This is a genomic window from Ruegeria sp. YKSE079, assembly GCF_059612845.1.
Genome location: NZ_JBXWRJ010000005.1, coordinates 146,998 through 166,110, shown reverse-complemented (window position 1 = coordinate 166,110; position 19,113 = coordinate 146,998). Strand labels below are relative to the sequence as shown.

The following is a 19,113-nucleotide window of genomic DNA, read 5'->3' as shown; positions in this document are numbered from 1 at the left end:
GTTCATGCGCAATTGGCTTGCTCTGCCTTTGCCATTGCTTCTGCCGTGGCATCCAAAACCAAAAGGATTGAAGCGTGGCGATTTTTATAGTCGCGAGCTGGCATCAACACCTCCAGCCCATCAAAAGGGGCATCTGGTGCAGGTCCGTCGTTCTTGAGCATCGCCTTGAGTTGATCTCGGGCAGCTTCAACTTGTTGTCGCGTCGCGCCTATGATGGCGCCCCCTACGACCGATGCCGATGCCTGTCCCAATGCGCACGCTTTTACGTCCTGCCCAAAGTTGATGATTTTGCCGTCTTCGACCTTGATGTCGACTGTCACGGTTGATCCACAAAGGGGCGAACGCTTCTTGACTGTTGCGTCCGGGTGTTCCAGCCGTTCGAGATGCGGAATATCCGCCGCGAGCGCCAGTATGCGGCCGGAATAAAGCTTGATCAGATCGGTCTCGCCGGACATGGGTTTCCCTCGTGGTCTGTTCCCCATACATAGTGGCCGTGCTCCGGGATGCAAAAGGTTTTTGTCCATGATGTTCGATCCTTCTTCGCTGAAATACAACGATGCCGGCCTTGTTCCTGCAATAGCCCAGGATGAGGCATCAGGCGAAGTTCTGATGATGGCCTGGATGAATGCTGAGGCAGTTGCGAAGACGCTGGAAACAGGTCGCGTGACCTATTGGTCCCGATCGCGTCAGGCCTTCTGGGTCAAGGGTGAAAGTTCCGGCCACGTGCAGGAATTGGTGGATTTTCAGGTCGATTGCGATCGAGATTGCTTATTGGTGAAGGTCCGACAGACCGGCCCAGCCTGCCACACCAACCGGCGGAGCTGTTTCTATGTCGCAGTTCGGAACGGTGAAGAAGTGGAGTTGATGGCACCCGAGGCCTGACCTCAAAACCCGACCAAGGCCCGGATATCTTCCGGAGTCGCGCCGTCGTCGCGAAATTTTCCTATTGCTCGGGCATCATCACGCTTGGCCAGACGTTTGCCGAACTCATCACGGATCAGGCGGTGATGGTGATAGATCGGTGTTGGAACGCCCAAAAGTGTTTGCAAAAGAACGTGAATCCGGGTGGCTTCGAACAGATCCTCGCCCCTTGTGACATGAGTGATCTGTTGATCTGCATCGTCGACAACGACCGACAGGTGATAGGAGCTTCCCATGTTGCGCCTAACAAGGATGATGTCGCCAACACCAGCCAACAGGATGTCCGGTTCAAGTCGATGCAAACCGGTATGTTGCGGGCCGGTTTCCTGAAATGAACGACGATCAGTGCACGCCAGCGCCTTTGAGATATCAAGACGCAGAACATCATCGGGCCCGGTCTCCGAAATGGGTCGCGCGCGGCAAGTCCCCGGATAGATCCGCCCGTCAGGTCCGAATTGCGGTACGCCTTCTTGTGGCGCGCCCGCTGCGGCCTCGATGTCCGTGCGATTGCAGCGGCAGGGATAGACCACACCCTTGGAAATCAGGTGTTCCAGAGCTTGCCTGTAACGGGGCAGTCTGCTGCTCTGGCGCATGACGGGTTCTGGCCATGACAAGCCTAGCCAAAGCAGGTCGTCATAGATTTGGGTTTCCCAGTGCAGCCGGGATCGCGAGGTATCGATATCCTCGATCCTCAACAGGAATGTACCACCATTGTCGTGGGCCATGTCTCGGGCGATCAGCGCAGAAAAGGCGTGTCCCAAATGCAGAGGTCCGGTAGGTGAAGGGGCAAAGCGGGTCGTTATTGTCACGCTTTTTCAACAACGTATACTTCGGACTTCAGGTTCAATCCCGGAAGGTGCGTTCCATGTTCGCGGAACAATAGTCGTGCAGCACCCATATCAAGCCATTCGCTTAGGCGACCCGTATACGCACGATCCGCCAAAGCATGATCATTGAGCGAAAATGCGAGCAGACCACCCTTTGGCAACGCCTTCATGAGCAGGTCGAAAGTTGCAGGCGGAGCGGCGCCCACGCCCAGAACCCCGGCGGCGGTAATGGCCTTGTAAGATCCTTGAACGAGCGGGTTCGGATTGGTGATGTCGAAAGTTTTCAAATCGCGATAAACATTCTTGGCAGCTGCTCCCTCAAGCATCTTGGGGGTAGGATCCATGCCGTCGATGGTCTTGAATCCGACCCGTGACAAGGCAACGCCTGACAAACCTGTTCCGCATCCATAATCCAGAATCGGCGTGTCGGGTTCCGGGAGCTTCGACCAAAGCGCTTCAGCTATGCGGCCCGGTGTGACATAGCCGTTCTCCCCGATCTCCTCGTCATAGGTCGCGGCCCATTTCTGATAGTGCTCGCGCGTGGCTTCGGGCGACTGCAGATCGTAAGTGTTCTTCAGAAATTTCTCACTCATACCTGAACATTAGGCATGAGATTTCGCGTACGTCCAGTCAGGATTGCGCCAACCAATCCAGCCAGGCCGCTTTGGCCCGGTCAGTATAGGCCTTGTAACGATCCTTGCGGCCGCGGCGACCGCCTTTCAGACCGTCGACAAGGCGGAACAGGCCAAAATTCACGTTCATTGGCTGAAAGGTCTTGGCCTCGGCCCCGCCTGTAATGTGATGGATCAAGGCCCCCATCGCACTGTCCTGCGGAACTTGTGGAAGGTGATCGCCTAGGATTTCAGCTGCGGCGAAACGGCCAGCCAAAAGACCCATGGCGGCGCTCTCGACATAGCCTTCGACGCCCGTGATTTGCCCGGCAAAGCGGATGTTTGGCTGCGATTTCAACCGCATCTCGGAGTCTAGCAACGTGGGTGAATTGATGAACGTGTTGCGGTGAATTCCACCTAGCCGCGCAAAGCTGGCGTTTTCCAAACCCGGGATCAAGCGGAACACGTCAGTCTGGGCGCCGTATTTCATCTTGGTTTGAAAGCCAACGATATTGAATAAAGTTCCCAGCGCATTGTCGCGACGCAGTTGAACAACCGCATAGGGCTTTACATCCGGGTGGTGCGGGTTTGTCAGGCCAACCGGCTTCATTGGCCCGTGGCGCAAAGTCTCGCGCCCGCGTTCCGCCATGACTTCGATTGGCAGGCAGCCATCAAAGTATCCTGCCGTTTCACCTTCATGAAACTCGGTTTTGTCTGCGTCCAGCAGCGCATCGATGAACGCTTCGTATTGATCGCGATCCATCGGACAGTTCAGGTACGCAGTGCGCTCCTCTTCGGTATCGCCCTTGTCATAGCGCGACTGCATCCATGCCTGCGACATGTCTATGCTGTCGGCATAGACAATGGGGGCAATGGCGTCAAAAAAGGCCAGCGACTCGGCACCGGTTTTCTCCCTGATCGACGCTCCAAGTGTGGGCGAGGTCAGGGGGCCGGTCGCAAATATCCATGTGCCGCTGCCGGGCAGCGTTGTCACTTCCTCCTCAGAGATCGAGACGCGAGGATGCGCACGCAGCTTCGCCGTCACGGCCTCCGCAAACGGATCACGATCAACGGCCAGGGCCCCGCCGGCCGGCAGGCGATGCGCGTCTGCCGTAGTCATTATCAGGCCGTTCGCCGCGCGCATTTCCCAATGCAAAAGGCCAACCGCGTTCTGTTCGTCGTCATCCGAGCGAAACGAGTTGGAACAAACCATCTCGGCCAGATTGCCGGTGTGATGCGCAAAAGTACCGACTTTGGGGCGCATTTCGTGGATGACCACATCAACGCCCATTTCCGCCGCCTGCCAGGCGGCCTCGGACCCGGCCATGCCGCCGCCAACGATATGCAATGCCTCTGTCATGCTGAGCCACATAGGGCAGGGCACCACTTAGTGCAACGCCAGAAAGCTTGTCGCGATTTTGGGGGGATTTGGGGTCGCCGGTACGGGAATGTCAACGCCGGTGAGAGAATCCGGCCTGGAGGGACCTTCCGCCTGCGGCGACCCAAAAGTGTCGGTCAGGTCTTTGCCTTACTTAATCCTTGCCACAATAAGACCGAACTTGAAAGCAAAATGAAGGGAAGGATCAGAAAGATATCAACAAGTTGAATCAATAAGGCCACCAGCGACCTATTGTGTCCAACTTGGGTCTCTTTTTTCGATAAATGCGGCAATTCCCTCTTCGGTGTCACGGTTGAGCATGTTTTCGACCATCACCTCGCCGGTATAGGCATAGGCTTGGTCGACAGGCATCGGGATTTGATGGTAAAACGCCTGCTTGCCGATCTTGACGGCACTCCCAAGTTTCGAAGCGACGAGTTCTGCGAGGTCCTGTGCCTGCTCTGCCAGCTCCTGTGCGGGAACAGCGCGGTTGATCAGGCCGAGTTCAGTCGCGCGTGCCGCATCGATAAACTGTCCAGTGGTCAGCATCTCAAATGCCTGCTTGCGGGGAATGTTCCGGCTGAGCGCCACCATGGGGGTAGAGCAGAACAGGCCGATATTTACACCATTCACACCAAAGCGGGTACCGTCGGCCGCAATTGCCAGATCGCAGGTGGCCACAAGCTGACACCCTGCGGCTGTTGCGATCCCGTGTACCTGAGCGATCACGGGTTGCGGTACTTGCTGGATCGTCATCATTACGCGGGCGCACCGGTCGAAAAGATCCTTGAAGTACGCGCGCCCCTTGTCCTCGTTTTGGCGTCCTGCGGTCATCTGTTTCAGGTCGTGACCCGCGCAAAATGCCTTGCCCGCCCCCGACAGGATCACCGCGCGGATTTCCCTGGCCTGGTGCAACGCATCCAGTTCCATCTGTAGTGCCGCGAGCATTTCGTCACTCAGGGCGTTCAGCCGATCCGGCGCGTTAAGGCGTAAGTGCCGAACGGCGTCCGTGTCGTGACGTTCCAGAATTGCCATCTTGCTCTCCCCTCGTAAGTCGGGGCAACTCTAAGCACAGAAACGGAGGAGGGGAAGAATGTCGTTGGCAATGAACAAGGAAGAACTGGCGGATTACTTGGCCGAGGTGTTTCCGCAGGTCAAAGAGGATTTTGCCATCGACAATCTAACCGAGGAATCAGTGACTATGCGTCTTCTGACTGCCGAGCGGCATTTGCGCCCGGGCGGGACAGTGTCTGGGCCGTCAATGTTCGCTTTGGCGGATGTCAGTGTCTACGCGATAGTGCTTGCGCGCTTGGGGCGCATGGCGCTGGCTGTTACCACAAATTGCTCGATGGACTTCATGCGCAAACCGGACGGCGCCGCGCAAATGAGAGCCGAATGCCGGTTGCTCAAGCTTGGGCGCACCCTGGCCGTCGGGGATGTTCTCATGTTTTCGGAAGGCTCCGACAAGCCTGTTGCGCGCGCAACGATGACCTATTCGATACCGCCCGCGGGGTCAGTTGCAGCCTCGGCGGGTTAAAAAAGGCCGGGGAACGTCCCCGGCCCAGGAAGAGGTCCCGAAATAACCGGGACTGGGGATAGTTTACAGCTGCCAGAATCGCAGGCTCGCCTCGCGACGGGACTGCATTCGCGTCAGCCCAACATCCTTGAGCAGCCTGTCGTCCAGCCGGCTCAAGTTGATCCGGCTGCGGCGGCGTTGCTCCCAACGTGTCACGGTCGCGGCAAAACGCACGGCCAGAGCAGCGATCAGCGGCAGCCGGGGGCTGGCGTTCAGCAGCGACAGGGCGGGGTTGTGCATTGCGCGTGTCATGACGGATGTCCTTTCCAAATTGTATTGACACAATATTAAGCTGATTGATACAAGTTCTTGATACATTCCGGAATCACCTAAAGGCAAAGGAAAGATTGTAATGAGTACAATTTGGACCGATGCGCTGCCTCAAACCCAAGGGCCCAAGTATACACTGGTGGCCGACACCATCAGAAAAGCGATAGATTCAAAAGCTTTGGATGTAGGCGCCAAGTTGCCACCAGTCCGCGAACTGGCATTCAAGCTGGGTATTACACCCGGAACTGTGGCGCGGGCCTATACGGTTCTAACGGATGAAGGTTTGCTTCAGGCCGAGGTGGGGCGCGGTACATTTGTCGCCCCTCCGAAATCTCCGATCATGGATGACGTTTGGTCCAGGCAACTGCATTTGCAAGAGGCCGAAAATGCAAGGCATGTCAGCCTGTTCAGTCCCCGGTTGGCGGACGTGGGGCAGGTGGCGCTTATACGAGAGTGCTTGAACAAGGTGGCGCGGGCCGATCCGGCGATGTTCCTGAACTATCCAACGCGCGACGCATACCAACCCGCTCGTCAGGCGGTTGTGGATTGGCTGTCCGAACTGCCGCTCGGGCCTGTGACGTCCGACGATATCGTTTTGACGCATGGCGGTCAGAACGGTTTGTGCGTCGTGTTCCAGACGATTCTGAGTGGCCCGAAACCTGTTCTTCTGGTCGAAGACCTGTCTTATGCCGGGTTCCGGCGCGCCGGAGAGTTGATGCGTGCGGAAGTGATCGGGATCAGGATGGACAAATGGGGCATCAGCCCCGAAGCGATGGATCATGTCCTGCGTCAAACTTCGGCGCAGGCGGTTTGTGTATCTCCCGAAGTGCAGAACCCGACGGGCAGCCACTCTCCCCTGGAGCGGCGCAAGGAAATCGTCGCGGTTGCGCGCAAGTATGATCTGCAGATCATCGAGGATGACTGCTATCGGATGGGCGATGCGCGCGCGCCAAGCTATCGCGCTTTGTCCCCGGAACGAGGGTGGCATGTTTCGTCGATCTCGAAAACTTTGACACCCGCTTTGCGAGTCGGATTTGCAATCGCCCCAGAAGGGCGAAGTGGGGATTTGAGGCGGTCTGCCGAGTATGGTTACTTCGGGCTGGCCCAGCCACTGGTTGAATTGACAAGGCTGCTTCTCAGCGATCCTCGGACGCGTGATCTGGCCAACGAAATCAGGGCGCGTATGTCTGAATACGTCCGTGTTGCTGTGAATTCGCTCGGAGGGTTCGATCTAGTGTGGGATCCGCAAGTGCCGTTTGTTTGGCTGAGGTTGCCCTCGGGGTGGCGGTCAGCGGCGTTTACGCGAGCTGCCGAGCGGGAAGGAATACAGTTGCGCTCGGCAGACGAATTCGCTTTGCGGGATGGCCGTGCGCCGAACGCGGTGCGCATCGCCATGAACGCGCATGTTTCGCTGACACGGTTCGAAGAGGCAATGCTTCGGTTGCGCAAACTTCTGGACAACCCGCCAGAGCAAATTAGTGTTTGATCGGGCGGGTGTCTCGGGCGCAATTACTATTTTTCGGTAAGAGGTATCCAAGCCGAAATATCGTTTGCGCCATAGCTCCAGCTATTCTGGCTGGCCGCAACACCCGCAGAGACTGCTGCTGCAATCAATCCTGCAACGGACGGGCCCGCGACTATCACGCCGTCAAGGGTAGGCTCAAACTTATAAGTAGCTTCGAGTGTTTCCGTGGCACATTTCATGCGAATTGTCGTCGGTCTACCTTTGAACTTGGGGACACGCACGATTGCCGGGGTAACAAATTTTGCCGAAATTTCAGCTGAATCTATTTCGCAAGCGACACCGGTTATTTCAGATTCGCTGGGGCTCTTTTGTTTTTGATTGTGGGAGACTTCCTGAATGACTTCTGTACCATCGCCCTGAGAAAGGAATGTGCGTACAACTGGTTCGGTGTAGCCAAGGATCCTGCTATTGTTGATGCTGCTGTTTTTTACAGTCACTTGCACAGGTGGAGAAGTAATCGGAGCCCCGTTGGTGCACGCGGCTAAAAGCGCAGATCCTGCCAGAATTGCAAACACTCGGTATTTCATTGTTTTTCCTAGTAGTTATGTAGTTATTCTAAGTCTCCCCATGTCGAGACTTGGGGACATACGGTCAAGCGAGTAATGGGATTTTTTTCTCCATTGGCGGGTGCTGTTGCGAAACTGCTACTGAACTGCCCGGTCTCTAGCTTGCTAGATATGGGGTAAAATAATACCTATTTTTTAAGACATTAAAAACAAACAATTAAATGGATGTTGGCGCACTTGACGTGCAATCAATCCGCAAATAAAACCCGAGCATCGAATTCGGGCCGGCCCATTGGGTCGGTCTTTCACATCAAACAGGACTATCCTGCCATGAAAACCTTTTCTGCAACACCTGCAGACATCGACAAGAAGTGGATCCTGATCGACGCCGAGGGTGTTGTTCTGGGCCGTCTTGCCTCGATCGTCGCCATGCGCCTGCGTGGCAAGCACAAAGCGTCGTTCACCCCGAACATGGACATGGGCGACAATGTCATCGTGATAAACGCTGACAAAATCCAGATGACCGGCAAGAAGCGCGAAGAGCACTTCTATTGGCACACTGGCCACCCGGGTGGCATCAAGTCGCGCACCAAGCAGCAGATCCTTGAAGGCGCACACCCCGAGCGCGTCGTGACCCAGGCGGTCAAGCGCATGCTGCCGGGCAACCGTCTGGCGCGTCAGCAGATGACCAACCTGCGCGTTTACGCCGGTGCCGAGCATCCTCATGAGGCGCAAGCGCCCGAAGTTCTGGACGTGAAGTCCATGAACAAGAAAAACACCCGGAGCTAATGACCGATGGCTGATCAGATCAATACTCTCGAAGAGCTGAGCGCCGTCGCAGGCGTTGAAACCCTGGTTGCAGACGAACCGCGCGAACCCGTTCGCGACGAGCTGGGCCGTTCATATGCTACTGGCAAGCGTAAAGACGCCGTTGCCCGCGTTTGGATCAAGCCGGGTTCCGGAAAGGTCACCGTGAATGGCAAAGATCAGGACGTCTATTTTGCTCGTCCCGTTCTGCAGCTGATCCTGCGCCAGCCGTTCCAGGTTGCCGGTGTCGAAGGTGAATTCGACGTTGTCGCAACCGTCAAGGGCGGTGGCCTGACCGGTCAGGCCGGCGCGGTCAAGCACGGCATCTCGAAAGCCCTGCAGCTGTACGATCCGAACCTGCGTGGCGCACTGAAAGCCGCTGGCTTCCTGACCCGCGACAGCCGCGTTGTGGAACGTAAGAAATTCGGTAAGCGCAAGGCCCGCCGTTCGTTCCAATTCTCGAAGCGTTAATCTTCGGGCTCCAAGCTTCGAAAGGGCCGCGCCGGGTGCGCGGCCTTTTTTGTGCGATTTTTCCATTTTCTGCCGTAGCGCGATACTAATGCGCATGCGCGAAGCGGTTGGATAGGTTGGCGGGCGATCAGCGATATGCAAACCGGAATATACTACATCAATCTGGACCGTGTTCCCCAGCGCCGGGAATTCATGGAGCAGCAGTTCAACTCTTTGGAACTGGCGGCGACGCGTTTCAGCGCTGTCGATGCCAGCAAGCCTCCAGGTGCGTTCGGAAACGGGTATCGTCCCGGCAGCGGCCTGCGATGGGGGTTGAAGCTTAGCGAAATCGCCTGTTTCGAAAGTCACAGGGCAATATGGCAGCGGGCGGTCGCTGATGATCTCGCTGCCGTAGCGATTTTCGAGGATGACGTGCAAATGTCCTGCAGTGCGGGTCGTGTCATCAGGGCTGTTCTCGAAGCGTCTGAAGAGTTCGACATGGTCAAGCTCGACTATTCGCCACGCGCGCTTCGATTTGGGCCGAAGCAGGTTCTTAACGGCATGTGCGTAAGGCCAATGCTGGAGATGGCACCCAGTGCAGCAGCCTATGTCTTGTCCCAAAGCGGGTGCCGCAAACTACTGAACTGGTCTCGATGCTACTCCGATCATCTGGACGATTTCATCTCCATCCCCCGCCCAGACTGGAAGATGTTTCAGGCGTTTCCAGCCGTTGGAGTTCAGCTTGTCTGGTCGAAGTCTCCTTCGAATTTGGATGCGGTGGTAAAATCCAGCGAACGGGAATCCGATCCGACCATAAACAGCAATCTTGACAAGGGACCGCCATGGTTTCGCCTGCGCAGGGAGCTCTATGGTGCGGGTGAAAAATTGCGGCGCAAAGTCGGCGGTGATGCCCGCCTCAAAAAGGGTGGGGGCTTTATCGGCTTCATTCCAGGGGCTGACGATCTGAGCGTCTGATTTCGCAAGTATGTGCCGCGACCGGGCAAGTTCGGACGAACCTCGGAAGGGCGTTAATGCCCAGCGATTAGATCGAGTAATGGTCGTATATTCAAAAAGTTTAACAAAAGCCGCCTTATGTACTATCCTAACCATGTTAGATGCGCAGTGGTTTTCCGGTGAGGGTGCATGAGCCAAACAATTTACGAGAAATACGGCGGGTTCAAAACCATCAGCCGGATCGTAATGACATTCTATGAGATGGCCTTGGATTCCGACCAGATCGGGGACTATTTCGCGGATATCGACATGCCGCGGCTAATGGATCATCAGACGAAATTCATCTCTTCTCTTATTGGCGGGCCAGCCTCGTTCAGCGATGAGAGGATCGAGGCGGTTCATCGAAATCTCAACATCAGCCATACTGATTTCGACGAGATGACCAACCTGTTTGCCAACGCTCTGGCGGCGCATGGCTTGACGGAAGAGGATATAAGGACGGCATTGACGGCCATCGAAGGTAAACGTTCCATAATCGTTGTCCGGGACGCGGCATGAGTATTGCCGCCATCAACGAGCATCTTTTGCGTGCAATTGGTGTCGGAATTGCCGTGGTCCGTGCCTCGGATCTAACGTTTGTATTTCAAAACGAACCCTTTGCCGAGTGGTTCGGAAAACCGGAGGCAGAGGCCACTCTGACCGACGTCCTGCAGGGGTTGGACACTGCGGAACTGGATAATGTCCGCACCAATGGTCTGCGATATACGATCGAATTACAGATCAAGCCCAAGCGGCGGACGCTGATATTTGCGATTGCGATTTCACTGGCCAACTCGTTGGATGAAAAAATACTTGTCGTCGAATGCCAGAACATCACCCGAATCCGCGAGCTGGAAAGCATGATCGACAGCTATTCGACAATGGTCGAGCGGAACACGCGGGAACTGGAACGCGAGAAGGAAAGGGTAGAGCGGCTGCTTTTGAACCTCATGCCAAGATCGGTATATGAAGAGTTCAAGACCTTTGGCGTCGTTACCCCGCAGCTTTACGAGAGTGTCTCGGTCGTGATGCTGGACTTTGTCGATTTCACGGATTTTGCCGCGAAAACCGATCCCACGATAACGCTGGGAGAGTTGAACGATATCTTCACCGCTTTCGATCGGATCGTCGAACAATACGGGTGCGAACGGATCAAAACCATTGGGGATGCCTATCTTGCGGTATCCGGCATGCCCGATCCGACTCCGGATCATGCAACCGCGGTCGCGCATTGCGCCACCCGTTTCTTGAGGTATCTGGAACGACGTAACGAAAGCCATCCGCACAAATGGCGGGCGCGGATCGGGTTGGGAACAGGTGCTGCCGTCGGTTCGGTCGTGGGCATCCAGAAATATGTCTATGACGTTTTCGGCCCGGCCGTGAACATGGCTTCTCGTCTTCAGGTCTTTGCCAATCCGATGAAGATCGTGGCACCGGAAGAGATGAAATTTGCCTTGATTGACGAGTTCCAGGTGTCTGATTTGGGGCCGGTGGATATCAAGGGAATGGGAACCGTTGACTTGATCAACGTCACGTCCCAGCTTCGCAAGCCGCACCCCAGCCCACGGTTTTGACTTTCCCTGTGATCATTCACTCATCTGGCGCGATCAGGCCCAATCCACGCAGATAGATACCGATTCCGGTTTCCAGAAGGTCTTCAGGAGGAAAGGGCGATGCTGTTCCCGTATTTCGGGCATAGAGTTCGACCACGCCGTGGCTCATCGCCCAGATATGTGCACTGAACATCGAGGCGGGGGGGCGTTTTTCGGGTGGGATGTGCTGCGACAGATCGGCCGCCGCCTTTTCCAGAACGGCCTTGGCGCGGTTGGCTGCCGCAGCGAGTTCGGGGGTTCGGTTCAACGATACTCCGCTTTCGAACATCGATATGTAGTGACCCGGATGTTTTCGGGCAAAGGCCAGATAGGCGCGTCCCGTTGCTTCGAACGCGGCCAAAGCAGATGGTTGCCCTTTGTCATAGGCGTATTGCATCAGGTCGGCGAACATTTCGAAACCCTGGCGCGCCGCCTCGGCAATCAGATCTTCGCGCCCTTCGAAGTGGCGATAGACTGCTGCCGGGGTGACACCCGCAGTCTTGGCCGCTTCGGACAAAGTGAAACCGGTCGGCCCCTTTTCCTCGATCAGCTTGAGGGCTGCATCGATCAAAGCCTGTTTGAGATTTCCGTGGTGATAGCCGCGTTTAGACATCCCAGATTTCCGGGCCTCCACAGATTTTCCGATCGACCGGACCAATGGCGTCATCGTCCTTTTCGTCATAGTCGATTGCAGTCAAGATGGTTCGGATTGCGGCCAGCCGCGCACGTTTCTTGTCGTCTGAACGCACCACAATCCATGGGCTGACCTCCGTATGGCTGAGGGTCAGGGTTTCGGATATTGCATTGGAATAGGCATCCCATCTTTCCAGCCCCTTGATGTCGATGGGGCTCAGCTTCCAGTGCTTCAGCGGGTCGGTTTCCCGGGCGAGAAACCGGCGCAATTGTTCGGCGCGGCCAACGTTGAGCCAGAATTTGAACAGCTGAATCCCATCGTTGATCAGGCCCTGCTCTAGCGGCACGACCTGACGGAAAAAACGTTCCCGCTCGGCTTCCTCGCAAAACCCGAATACATGCTCGACAACCCCGCGATTGTACCAGCTGCGGTCGAAGAACACGATCTCGCCTGCAGACGGAAGATGTTGAATGTAGCGCTGAAAATACCATTGGGTGCGTTCGGCGTCAGAAGGCTTCGACAACGCGACAACGCGCGCACCGCGCGGGTTAAGGTTCTCGCGAAAGCGTTTGATGGTTCCGCCCTTACCGGCGGCATCGCGCCCTTCAAAGATGATGGCGATCCGTTTTCCGGTTTCCTTGACCCAGGCCTGCAGCTTAACCAGCTCGATCTGCAGCAGTTCCATTTCGCGGTCGTAATGCTTGCCCTTCATTTTCTCCTTGTGCGGATAGGACGGGGAAAGAATGTCGTCCTTTCCGGCCTTGTCGATGGCTTTCCGGATTTCATCGGGTGCATCGTTCTGAAAAAACGCGGTGATCGCGCCAGTTTTCGGTTTGGCCATTCGGCGTCTCCCAATGTTTTCCGGAATTTACTATGGGATGTGAATCCGATTAACGCAAACCCGCACGTTCCGCGGCGCGGTTGATTGCGGCGACAACGTCGGGAACCGAAACCACCTGAGGCATATGTCCCATGTCTTCGACCACAGCCAGGTTGGCATCCGGTATCTGACGGGACAGCGAGTTGGAGTGAAGGTCAAGGTCGACGGTGTCGTCGGCGGTTCCATGGATGATTTCGGTGGGAACAGCTATTTCACCATAAAGCGGATAGAGCGCGTGTATCTCTTCCAATAGATTGGCCCGCTGTCTCGCATTTGCCCGCATGGAGTCTCTGCGCAAAGTAAGCCCGGAACCAAAATGGCTCAAATAGCCATCGGGTACCGCTTGCGGTGAAAAAACCGCGTCAAACACACTGTTGATGTAAGTTTCCGGAACGAAGGCTGTAATCAACGGGGAAAGAAGTTTACCCCCGACAGGATGAGACGTGACACGGTGATAAAGATCTAGGGGCGTTGACCAGGGGTTCGATGCGGCTGCCACGGGGACCAGCGCCGCAATGTTGTCAGGGTGCCTGACGGCCCAAGCCAGGGCCACAGCCCCGCCATAGCTTTGGCCTACGACAATCGGTTTTTCTGCCCCCAACTGCGCCGCCGCCTTCTGCAGGATGTCTGCCTGTTCGAAAATGCTTTCGCCATTGGGGTTGAAGCTTTCCGAATAGCCAAGCCCCGGGCGGTCGAAAACGATTACGCGATAGTTTTGTGCCAAAGCCGGAGCCAGCGCAAACGTCATATCGCGCGTGTTGCCGGACGAGCCGTGGATCAGCACCACATCCGGACCTTGGCCCATGACCACCGCATGAACCCGCACACCATCCACGGTCACAAATTCGCCTTCGGGGGGGAACTCGACCTCGGCGCGCGCCTCCAGGTGGCCTGCACGCCATGTTGCCAGCGCTGTCAGGCCTGCGGTTGCAAGCCCTATGGATATCAAGAGTTTAACGGCCAATTTCATCCAGATCGAAGGGAGTTGTCTGATATATTTCGTTGATCCAGTTACCATATAGGAGATGCGCGTGACTTCTCCAGCGGTTCTGCGGAATTCGGGACGGATCGTCGTCCGGATAATAGTTGATCGGTACGTTGATCGGTGTTCCGTTCGACACGTCACGATCGTATTCCTGTTTCAACGTATCGCTGTCATATTCGAAATGATTGAAAATATAGATCGCGCGATGATCGGGGTCTTCGACCAGACACGGGCCAACCTCGTCACTGCCAAGCAAGGTGCGCAGGGCGGGAACCAGGTCGATCTCGTCTTGTTTCATTTCGGTCCAGCGGCTGACGGGAATGACGCAATCGTCCGAGAAACCGCGCAGAAAGGGAGAGGCCGGGGCAAGGTTCCGGTGGCGAAAGCACCCGAACGCCTTGGCGTCCAGCATGTGTTTCTTGACGCCGTGAAAGTGATTGATCATCGCCATACCGCCCCAGCACACGCCAAAAGTGGAATGTACGCTGGTTTGCGTCCATTCAAAGACTTCCCGCAATTCTTCCCAATAGGTGACGTCATCAAACTCCAGATGCTCGATCGGAGCGCCGGTAATAATCAACCCGTCGAACTTTTCGTCCCGGACCTCCTGAAAAGGGCGATAGAACTCCTCCATATGTTCAGCGGCGGTATTCCTGGTCTGATGCTCGGTCATGCGGATCAGGCTCAGCTCGATCTGGAGCGGGGTGGCCCCGATCAATCGCGCGAACTGGTTTTCGGTCTGGATTTTTTTGGGCATCAGATTCAGCAGACCGATATGAAGCGGGCGGATGTCCTGCCGCATTGCCTGATCTTCGGACATGACCATGACGCCCTCCTTGGTCAGGACGTCATAAGCGGGCAGGTCGGACGGGATCTTGATGGGCATCAGTGCGGACTTTTTCGTTTAGAATGAAATCAGTTAATTAGGTGCCTTGGACACGGCTCTCAAGGGTGCGCTCGATCAACTCATCGAAATCAGACGCATCGCGGATCGCGGCGATCTCGTTGGCGCTGACCGCAATACCCCAGTTTCTGGCCATGGCGTCGTATCTGGGCTGACGATGTGCCAGGGCCTGGGCATAGGTCCAACGGATGAACGCATCGGGATCAACATCACCGGCGGCACAGTCATTGGCCGCCAGGTATTCATCCCAGACCCTGCTGAGAAATTCGGGCTGATAGGACATCGGCTTTGGCGCCTTGTCAAAGCGGCGGATCAGGCTTTCGGTGTGGGCGTCATCTCCCTTGATCCAGATCATCAGCGTATGGCGTGACAGTTCGGAAAGAACCTGATCTCTGGGATCATCGGGATTGACCCATTCACAAATCGATCCGCCGGTATCGCAGATGAAATGCGGGTAGCCATAAAGACGCTGCGCCCGGTCAATGAAATACTCGGTATCCAACAGGGCGTGTATCTCGGCCAGACGGAACTGTTCCTGACGGCGGCGATATTCGGAAATCTCCAGCCCGCCAAGCGCAGGATTGCCCGGCTTGCCAAGGTAGGTCGCAACAGGCGTCAGGTTTTCGAAGGAAATGTTCGACCCGATATAGATCGAATCCGACAGCAGCAGATCGCGCAGAAACGGGATTTTCATCGCTTCGGCTTTGGCATTGTCGGTAATGTACTCGCCCATGTACCGGGTGCCGATGCGATAATCGATGGAGTAATGAAACCATTGCCCCTGATCACGCAGAATGTTCGAGACATAGGTTTTCCCCAGTCCCGACATTCCGAAAAACAATATCTTCTTGCGCGGCGCCTGACGCCAATCCTGTGCCGAGCCGTAAATCATGCCCCACCTTCCTTTTGGCCCTTGCTAAATCGGGGGGCAGGCGGCGTCAATTGCGGTTACGTCCGGATTTTTTGAGGATGATCAAGCCTGCGGCCAGCAACGCAAAGCCGCCAAATGCCTGCGGGGAAAGAGATTCATTGCGCAGAAACAGTCCCAACACAATTGCAACCGGCGGGATAATGAGGGTCACCAACATCAGGTTGCCACTGCCAGCAGTCGACAAAACCCGATAATAGAGCAGGTAAGCCCCGGCTGTGGCGACCAGTGAATAGTATCCGATCGCGATCCAGGTAACCGGTTGCAGATCGAAAGCCGGAACACCCTCAAACATCAATGTCGCAGGAAGAAGAACTGCGGTTGAGCCGCTCAGCATACCTGCGGCGGCTATTTGGGGTGGAAGGTGTGAAAGCCTCACACGCGCCCATGCACCGGCACAGGCATAGGAAAACGCGCCCGCAAGTACAGCGATCTGCGCCGAGTTCTTCAGGTTGAGATTTGTAAGATTGTGCAATCCGATAGCGGTGGCAACGCCCAGAAATCCCAAAACCACACCGATCACCCGTCTCGGCGTCAGACGTTCGTCACGAAATAGCGCGGCGGCCACAATGACGCCGAAAATGGCGGTAGTGGCATTCAGTATCGAGGTAAGTCCGCTTTCGATATGAAGTTGCCCCCACGCCATCAGCCCAAAAGGCAAGACGTTGTTCAAGAGACCCATCACCAGAAAGGCCAACCAAACCTCCGGCGTGCGTGGTAACGGAAGACGTTGAAGAAAAACAACCATCCACAGCACGCACATGGTCCAGAATGTGCGATGAAGCACGGTTGTCAGAACCGGCACCTCATCCAGTGCAATGCGGATCGAGACGAACGAAGCGCCCCAGATTACCCCCAAGAGGATCAGTTCGGCCCAGGCCTGTGGAGAAAGATGTTTCTGCTGCATGGTTTCCAGGTATTGCCACGCGCCCAAATCAGGTGCGACCCGAAACATGCGAAATAAAAAACGCCCCGCTGTTCAGACGGGGCGTCGATTTTTTGGGCTGATAGGGCGTCAGTCCAGAGCGTAGGTGATCTGGAAGCCAACGCTCCAGGCGCTGTTGCCCGTGAACGTGGCCCTGGCATTTGGGCCCGCGCCATTTGCAGTCGCGTCCCCGATATCCGTATAGCGGACACCGCCAGAAATCTTTGCTTTTTCCATTGTATAGGTGCCACCGACACCGACACTCCAGAAACCATCTGTCGGGCCAAGGTTCGACACGCTGCCTCCTGTTGAGGTCTCATAGCCAAGTGTGATTGCCCCGGAAAACTGCTCGGTAAAGCTCCTGCCGATACCCAGGGTATAGGTAAAGGTCGGGTCGTCGTAGTCGACGAGATTGGTGGTCGGGGGATAGTTTGGCGGGTTATAGACCAACTGCGGCCAGTCCACCCAACGGATGCTGCCGAACAAAAGGGTGTTTGCGGCAATGCCGGTCTGGAAATCGAGGTTCACGGATTGGGGGGGTTCGATTTCGCTGTTGGTATCGAACGAGGCGACAAACCCGGGCGGGATGGGCGGAACCGGTGGCGGGTTCAGGGATTCCGTCTGCGACAGGTCGTGAGTGATCGCCGAGTTGTAGGTCAACGCGATGCGCGCCGCGATGTCGGGGCGTTCCCAGGCAAACCCAACCACATAGCCGAAATCGGTCGATGCGCTGGTATTCACCTCGTAGCCGGCGGCGATCGGAACCGCGACATTCGCTTTGACGCGCTGCGCGCGAACGCCACCGATTGCGCTGAACCCGTTGTCAAACTTGTAGCGCAGCAAAGCGGTGATTGCGTCCGTGTCCGCCGTCGCGCGAAGAACATCCGAACGACCGCCGGGAATGGGGTTGATCGAAAGGGGGTAATTGGCGGCATAGGCAATATCGGCGCCAAATGGCTGGTCATAAATCAGCGCGAAATCCAATCGTTCGTTCAATTCGCGCTTGTAGGCCAGATGCGGCGTGAAAAAATCGTTGGCAACATTACCGGAATCGACCGGCTGGCCAAAGGTTGGCCCCGGCGTAAGGTTGGGCATCGTGCCGCTCACGTCCGGATTTGTATAGCCGAGACGGAATTGCACGACATTGCCTTCTTCAAAAAGGATGTTCACGCCCTGACCAGATCGGTCGATACCGCCTGCATATGCTGCCGTTGCTCCCAAACTCAACGCCAGCGCACTTGAAAGTGCGATTTTCATTCTTGTCTCCCTCTTGCTCCGAATTTGCGACCTGAACTCGCTTAACGGCAATCCTCCGAACGCCAGGTTAATCTGACTGGGTTCGGTAACTATTCGTCTTGAAGATGAACCGTCAATCACTGACGGTGCGTTAAGATTTTCTCACCTTTTGGCGACTGTTGCCTTGCTGCCACTCTTCTCCAGCCAGATGTTCATATAATTCGCGCCAAAAATCAAAAGCGATCCCACAAGAACCCAGATATCAAGCTGCTCTCCATAAAGTAGCATGCCGATAACAGCGATCGTCGGCAGGCGCACGAAGTCTATGGGAACAACAACCGTCGCCGGGGCGATTGCCAGAGCATTTGTGATGCAGAAATGCGCAAGCAGGCCTGCCAGCCCGACGAGGATGAGATACGGGGCGGATTGCAAGCTAGGCAAAGCGATTGCACCGTCATATCCGGAGGCCGCCAGACCGAGGATAAGTTGCATCAATGTCAGCCAGAACATGATGCAACCGATGCTGGCGATACCGGTCAGCTTTTTTGTACTGATCGTTGTCAGCGCAAAGAACACCGCCGACAACCCGGCAGCCATGACGCCGATGCTCAGCGGTGTTGCACCCGGGCGTGCAACGACAAGAATACCAACAAAGCCGATGATCGCAGCAGCGGCGCGACCTCGCGTCAGCCGCTCACCCAACAGGAAGGGCGACAGAACGATCACCCATAATGGCTGCGTAAACTCCAAGGCAAAAACCTGCGCCAGCGGAATTGCTGTTACGGCAAAAAACCACAGGTTCTGTCCTGTGAAATGAACGGTGTTGCGAACGGCATGCAACCCCAGCCTCCGGGCTGACACCTGCGACCAGTTTCGGGTCACTGTGAGAACAATCGAGACGATGAGAACACCCACCAGGCTTCGATACATCATGATTTCGAAAGTATCGTGAGCAAGACTCAATTCTCGACCGGCAACCGCCATCGATGAAAACGAGGCAATTGCCCCTGTCATCCAAAGGGCTGCCTTGCCAACCTGAATGCCGTCCTGTTGCATATCCCTCTCCCGGAACTCACGAGGGACCGGAACTGGTATCAGGTCAAGGCAAAATCTGATCGGGCGCCGTGACAACGCCGTAAACAAAAATGCCGGGCAAATTGCCCGG

At 55.9% G+C, this 19,113-nt stretch carries 23 protein-coding genes; 8 read left to right on the top strand and 15 right to left on the bottom strand.

Translation table 11 applies throughout. The features are described from left to right. Positions 1 to 2: 2 nt before the first annotated feature. Entirely contained in the window at positions 3 to 455 is a 453-nt protein-coding gene (locus AC2FMY_RS06645) for an iron-sulfur cluster assembly scaffold protein (RefSeq protein ID WP_480750872.1), read from the bottom strand. 67 nt (positions 456 to 522) lie between these two features. On the opposite strand from AC2FMY_RS06645, the gene hisI reads away from it, so the two are divergent. Next, positions 523 to 882, top strand: a complete 360-nt coding sequence (gene hisI, locus AC2FMY_RS06640; RefSeq protein WP_480750873.1) for a phosphoribosyl-AMP cyclohydrolase — start codon at positions 523 to 525, stop codon at positions 880 to 882. A gap of 2 nt (positions 883 to 884) precedes the next feature. On the opposite strand, the gene gluQRS is transcribed toward hisI, so the two are convergent. The 4 genes from gluQRS to AC2FMY_RS06620 form a co-directional block, all read right to left on the bottom strand. Further along, the gene (gene gluQRS / locus AC2FMY_RS06635) at positions 885 to 1,730 is read right to left on the bottom strand and encodes a tRNA glutamyl-Q(34) synthetase GluQRS (RefSeq protein ID WP_496743872.1); all 846 of its coding nucleotides are present in this window, start codon (positions 1,728 to 1,730) and stop codon (positions 885 to 887) included. Next, on the bottom strand, positions 1,727 to 2,341 hold the full coding sequence (locus AC2FMY_RS06630) for a class I SAM-dependent DNA methyltransferase (protein WP_496743873.1): 615 nt from the start codon (positions 2,339 to 2,341) through the stop codon (positions 1,727 to 1,729). Before AC2FMY_RS06630 ends, gluQRS begins: the two co-directional genes overlap by 4 nt. Before the next feature lie 37 nt (positions 2,342 to 2,378). Beyond that, a complete protein-coding gene (gene trmFO, locus AC2FMY_RS06625; RefSeq protein ID WP_496743875.1) occupies positions 2,379 to 3,719 on the bottom strand; it encodes a methylenetetrahydrofolate--tRNA-(uracil(54)-C(5))-methyltransferase (FADH(2)-oxidizing) TrmFO in 1,341 nt (446 codons plus the stop codon). 267 nt (positions 3,720 to 3,986) lie between these two features. Continuing rightward, positions 3,987 to 4,772: an enoyl-CoA hydratase gene (locus AC2FMY_RS06620; RefSeq protein WP_480750877.1), complete on the bottom strand. Its 786-nt coding sequence runs from the start codon at positions 4,770 to 4,772 to the stop codon at positions 3,987 to 3,989. Between the two features lie 58 nt (positions 4,773 to 4,830). Between AC2FMY_RS06620 and AC2FMY_RS06615 the strand changes: the two genes are divergently transcribed. Then, positions 4,831 to 5,274 carry a PaaI family thioesterase gene (locus AC2FMY_RS06615; protein WP_480750878.1) on the top strand — a complete coding sequence of 148 codons (444 nt, stop codon included), beginning with the start codon at positions 4,831 to 4,833 and terminating at the stop codon, positions 5,272 to 5,274. Between the two features lie 63 nt (positions 5,275 to 5,337). Here the strand turns inward: AC2FMY_RS06615 and AC2FMY_RS06610 are convergent, their stop codons facing one another. Beyond that, positions 5,338 to 5,565 carry a DUF1127 domain-containing protein gene (locus tag AC2FMY_RS06610; RefSeq protein ID WP_496807155.1) on the bottom strand — a complete coding sequence of 76 codons (228 nt, stop codon included), beginning with the start codon at positions 5,563 to 5,565 and terminating at the stop codon, positions 5,338 to 5,340. A 100-nt stretch (positions 5,566 to 5,665) separates the two neighbouring features. Between AC2FMY_RS06610 and AC2FMY_RS06605 the strand changes: the two genes are divergently transcribed. Continuing rightward, complete coding sequence (locus AC2FMY_RS06605; RefSeq protein WP_496807154.1) at positions 5,666 to 7,069, top strand: aminotransferase-like domain-containing protein; 1,404 nt, start codon at positions 5,666 to 5,668, stop codon at positions 7,067 to 7,069. A 26-nt stretch (positions 7,070 to 7,095) separates the two neighbouring features. Here the strand turns inward: AC2FMY_RS06605 and AC2FMY_RS06600 are convergent, their stop codons facing one another. Next, positions 7,096 to 7,635 (bottom strand): hypothetical protein, encoded by a 540-nt coding sequence (locus tag AC2FMY_RS06600; RefSeq protein WP_496743881.1) that lies wholly within the window; start codon positions 7,633 to 7,635, stop codon positions 7,096 to 7,098. Between the two features lie 309 nt (positions 7,636 to 7,944). Here AC2FMY_RS06600 and rplM point away from each other — a divergent pair, with 309 nt between their 5' ends. From rplM to AC2FMY_RS06575, 5 genes are all read left to right on the top strand, one after another. Then, on the top strand, positions 7,945 to 8,403 hold the full coding sequence (rplM, locus tag AC2FMY_RS06595) for a 50S ribosomal protein L13 (protein WP_496743883.1): 459 nt from the start codon (positions 7,945 to 7,947) through the stop codon (positions 8,401 to 8,403). Positions 8,404 to 8,409: 6 nt separating this feature from the next. Next, on the top strand, positions 8,410 to 8,892 hold the full coding sequence (rpsI, locus tag AC2FMY_RS06590; protein ID WP_480750883.1) for a 30S ribosomal protein S9: 483 nt from the start codon (positions 8,410 to 8,412) through the stop codon (positions 8,890 to 8,892). A 135-nt stretch (positions 8,893 to 9,027) separates the two neighbouring features. Next, positions 9,028 to 9,846, top strand: a complete 819-nt coding sequence (locus AC2FMY_RS06585; protein WP_496807153.1) for a glycosyltransferase family 25 protein — start codon at positions 9,028 to 9,030, stop codon at positions 9,844 to 9,846. Between the two features lie 168 nt (positions 9,847 to 10,014). Continuing rightward, positions 10,015 to 10,383 (top strand): group I truncated hemoglobin, encoded by a 369-nt coding sequence (locus tag AC2FMY_RS06580; protein WP_480750885.1) that lies wholly within the window; start codon positions 10,015 to 10,017, stop codon positions 10,381 to 10,383. Further along, the gene (locus AC2FMY_RS06575) at positions 10,380 to 11,438 is read left to right on the top strand and encodes an adenylate/guanylate cyclase domain-containing protein (protein ID WP_480750886.1); all 1,059 of its coding nucleotides are present in this window, start codon (positions 10,380 to 10,382) and stop codon (positions 11,436 to 11,438) included. The genes AC2FMY_RS06580 and AC2FMY_RS06575 overlap by 4 nt, the downstream gene beginning before the upstream one ends. A gap of 16 nt (positions 11,439 to 11,454) precedes the next feature. Here the strand turns inward: AC2FMY_RS06575 and AC2FMY_RS06570 are convergent, their stop codons facing one another. The 8 genes from AC2FMY_RS06570 to AC2FMY_RS06535 all read right to left on the bottom strand — a co-directional run bounded on the left by AC2FMY_RS06570 (position 11,455) and on the right by AC2FMY_RS06535 (position 19,004). Next, entirely contained in the window at positions 11,455 to 12,069 is a 615-nt protein-coding gene (locus AC2FMY_RS06570; protein WP_480750887.1) for a TetR/AcrR family transcriptional regulator, read from the bottom strand. Beyond that, positions 12,062 to 12,931 (bottom strand): polyphosphate kinase 2, encoded by an 870-nt coding sequence (gene ppk2, locus AC2FMY_RS06565; protein ID WP_496743888.1) that lies wholly within the window; start codon positions 12,929 to 12,931, stop codon positions 12,062 to 12,064. Before ppk2 ends, AC2FMY_RS06570 begins: the two co-directional genes overlap by 8 nt. 49 nt (positions 12,932 to 12,980) lie before the next feature. Then, the gene (locus tag AC2FMY_RS06560) at positions 12,981 to 13,940 is read right to left on the bottom strand and encodes an alpha/beta fold hydrolase (RefSeq protein ID WP_496743890.1); all 960 of its coding nucleotides are present in this window, start codon (positions 13,938 to 13,940) and stop codon (positions 12,981 to 12,983) included. After that, positions 13,924 to 14,841, bottom strand: a complete 918-nt coding sequence (gene metA, locus AC2FMY_RS06555) for a homoserine O-acetyltransferase MetA (RefSeq protein ID WP_496807152.1) — start codon at positions 14,839 to 14,841, stop codon at positions 13,924 to 13,926. The genes AC2FMY_RS06560 and metA overlap by 17 nt, the downstream gene beginning before the upstream one ends. A 37-nt stretch (positions 14,842 to 14,878) precedes the next feature. Next, complete coding sequence (locus tag AC2FMY_RS06550; protein WP_480750891.1) at positions 14,879 to 15,751, bottom strand: ATPase; 873 nt, start codon at positions 15,749 to 15,751, stop codon at positions 14,879 to 14,881. Between the two features lie 46 nt (positions 15,752 to 15,797). Then, positions 15,798 to 16,694 carry a DMT family transporter gene (locus tag AC2FMY_RS06545; RefSeq protein ID WP_496807151.1) on the bottom strand — a complete coding sequence of 299 codons (897 nt, stop codon included), beginning with the start codon at positions 16,692 to 16,694 and terminating at the stop codon, positions 15,798 to 15,800. A gap of 108 nt (positions 16,695 to 16,802) precedes the next feature. Continuing rightward, positions 16,803 to 17,969 carry an OmpP1/FadL family transporter gene (locus tag AC2FMY_RS06540; RefSeq protein WP_496807150.1) on the bottom strand — a complete coding sequence of 389 codons (1,167 nt, stop codon included), beginning with the start codon at positions 17,967 to 17,969 and terminating at the stop codon, positions 16,803 to 16,805. Between the two features lie 141 nt (positions 17,970 to 18,110). Next, a complete protein-coding gene (locus AC2FMY_RS06535; protein ID WP_480750894.1) occupies positions 18,111 to 19,004 on the bottom strand; it encodes a DMT family transporter in 894 nt (297 codons plus the stop codon). Between the last annotated feature and the right edge of the window lie 109 nt (positions 19,005 to 19,113).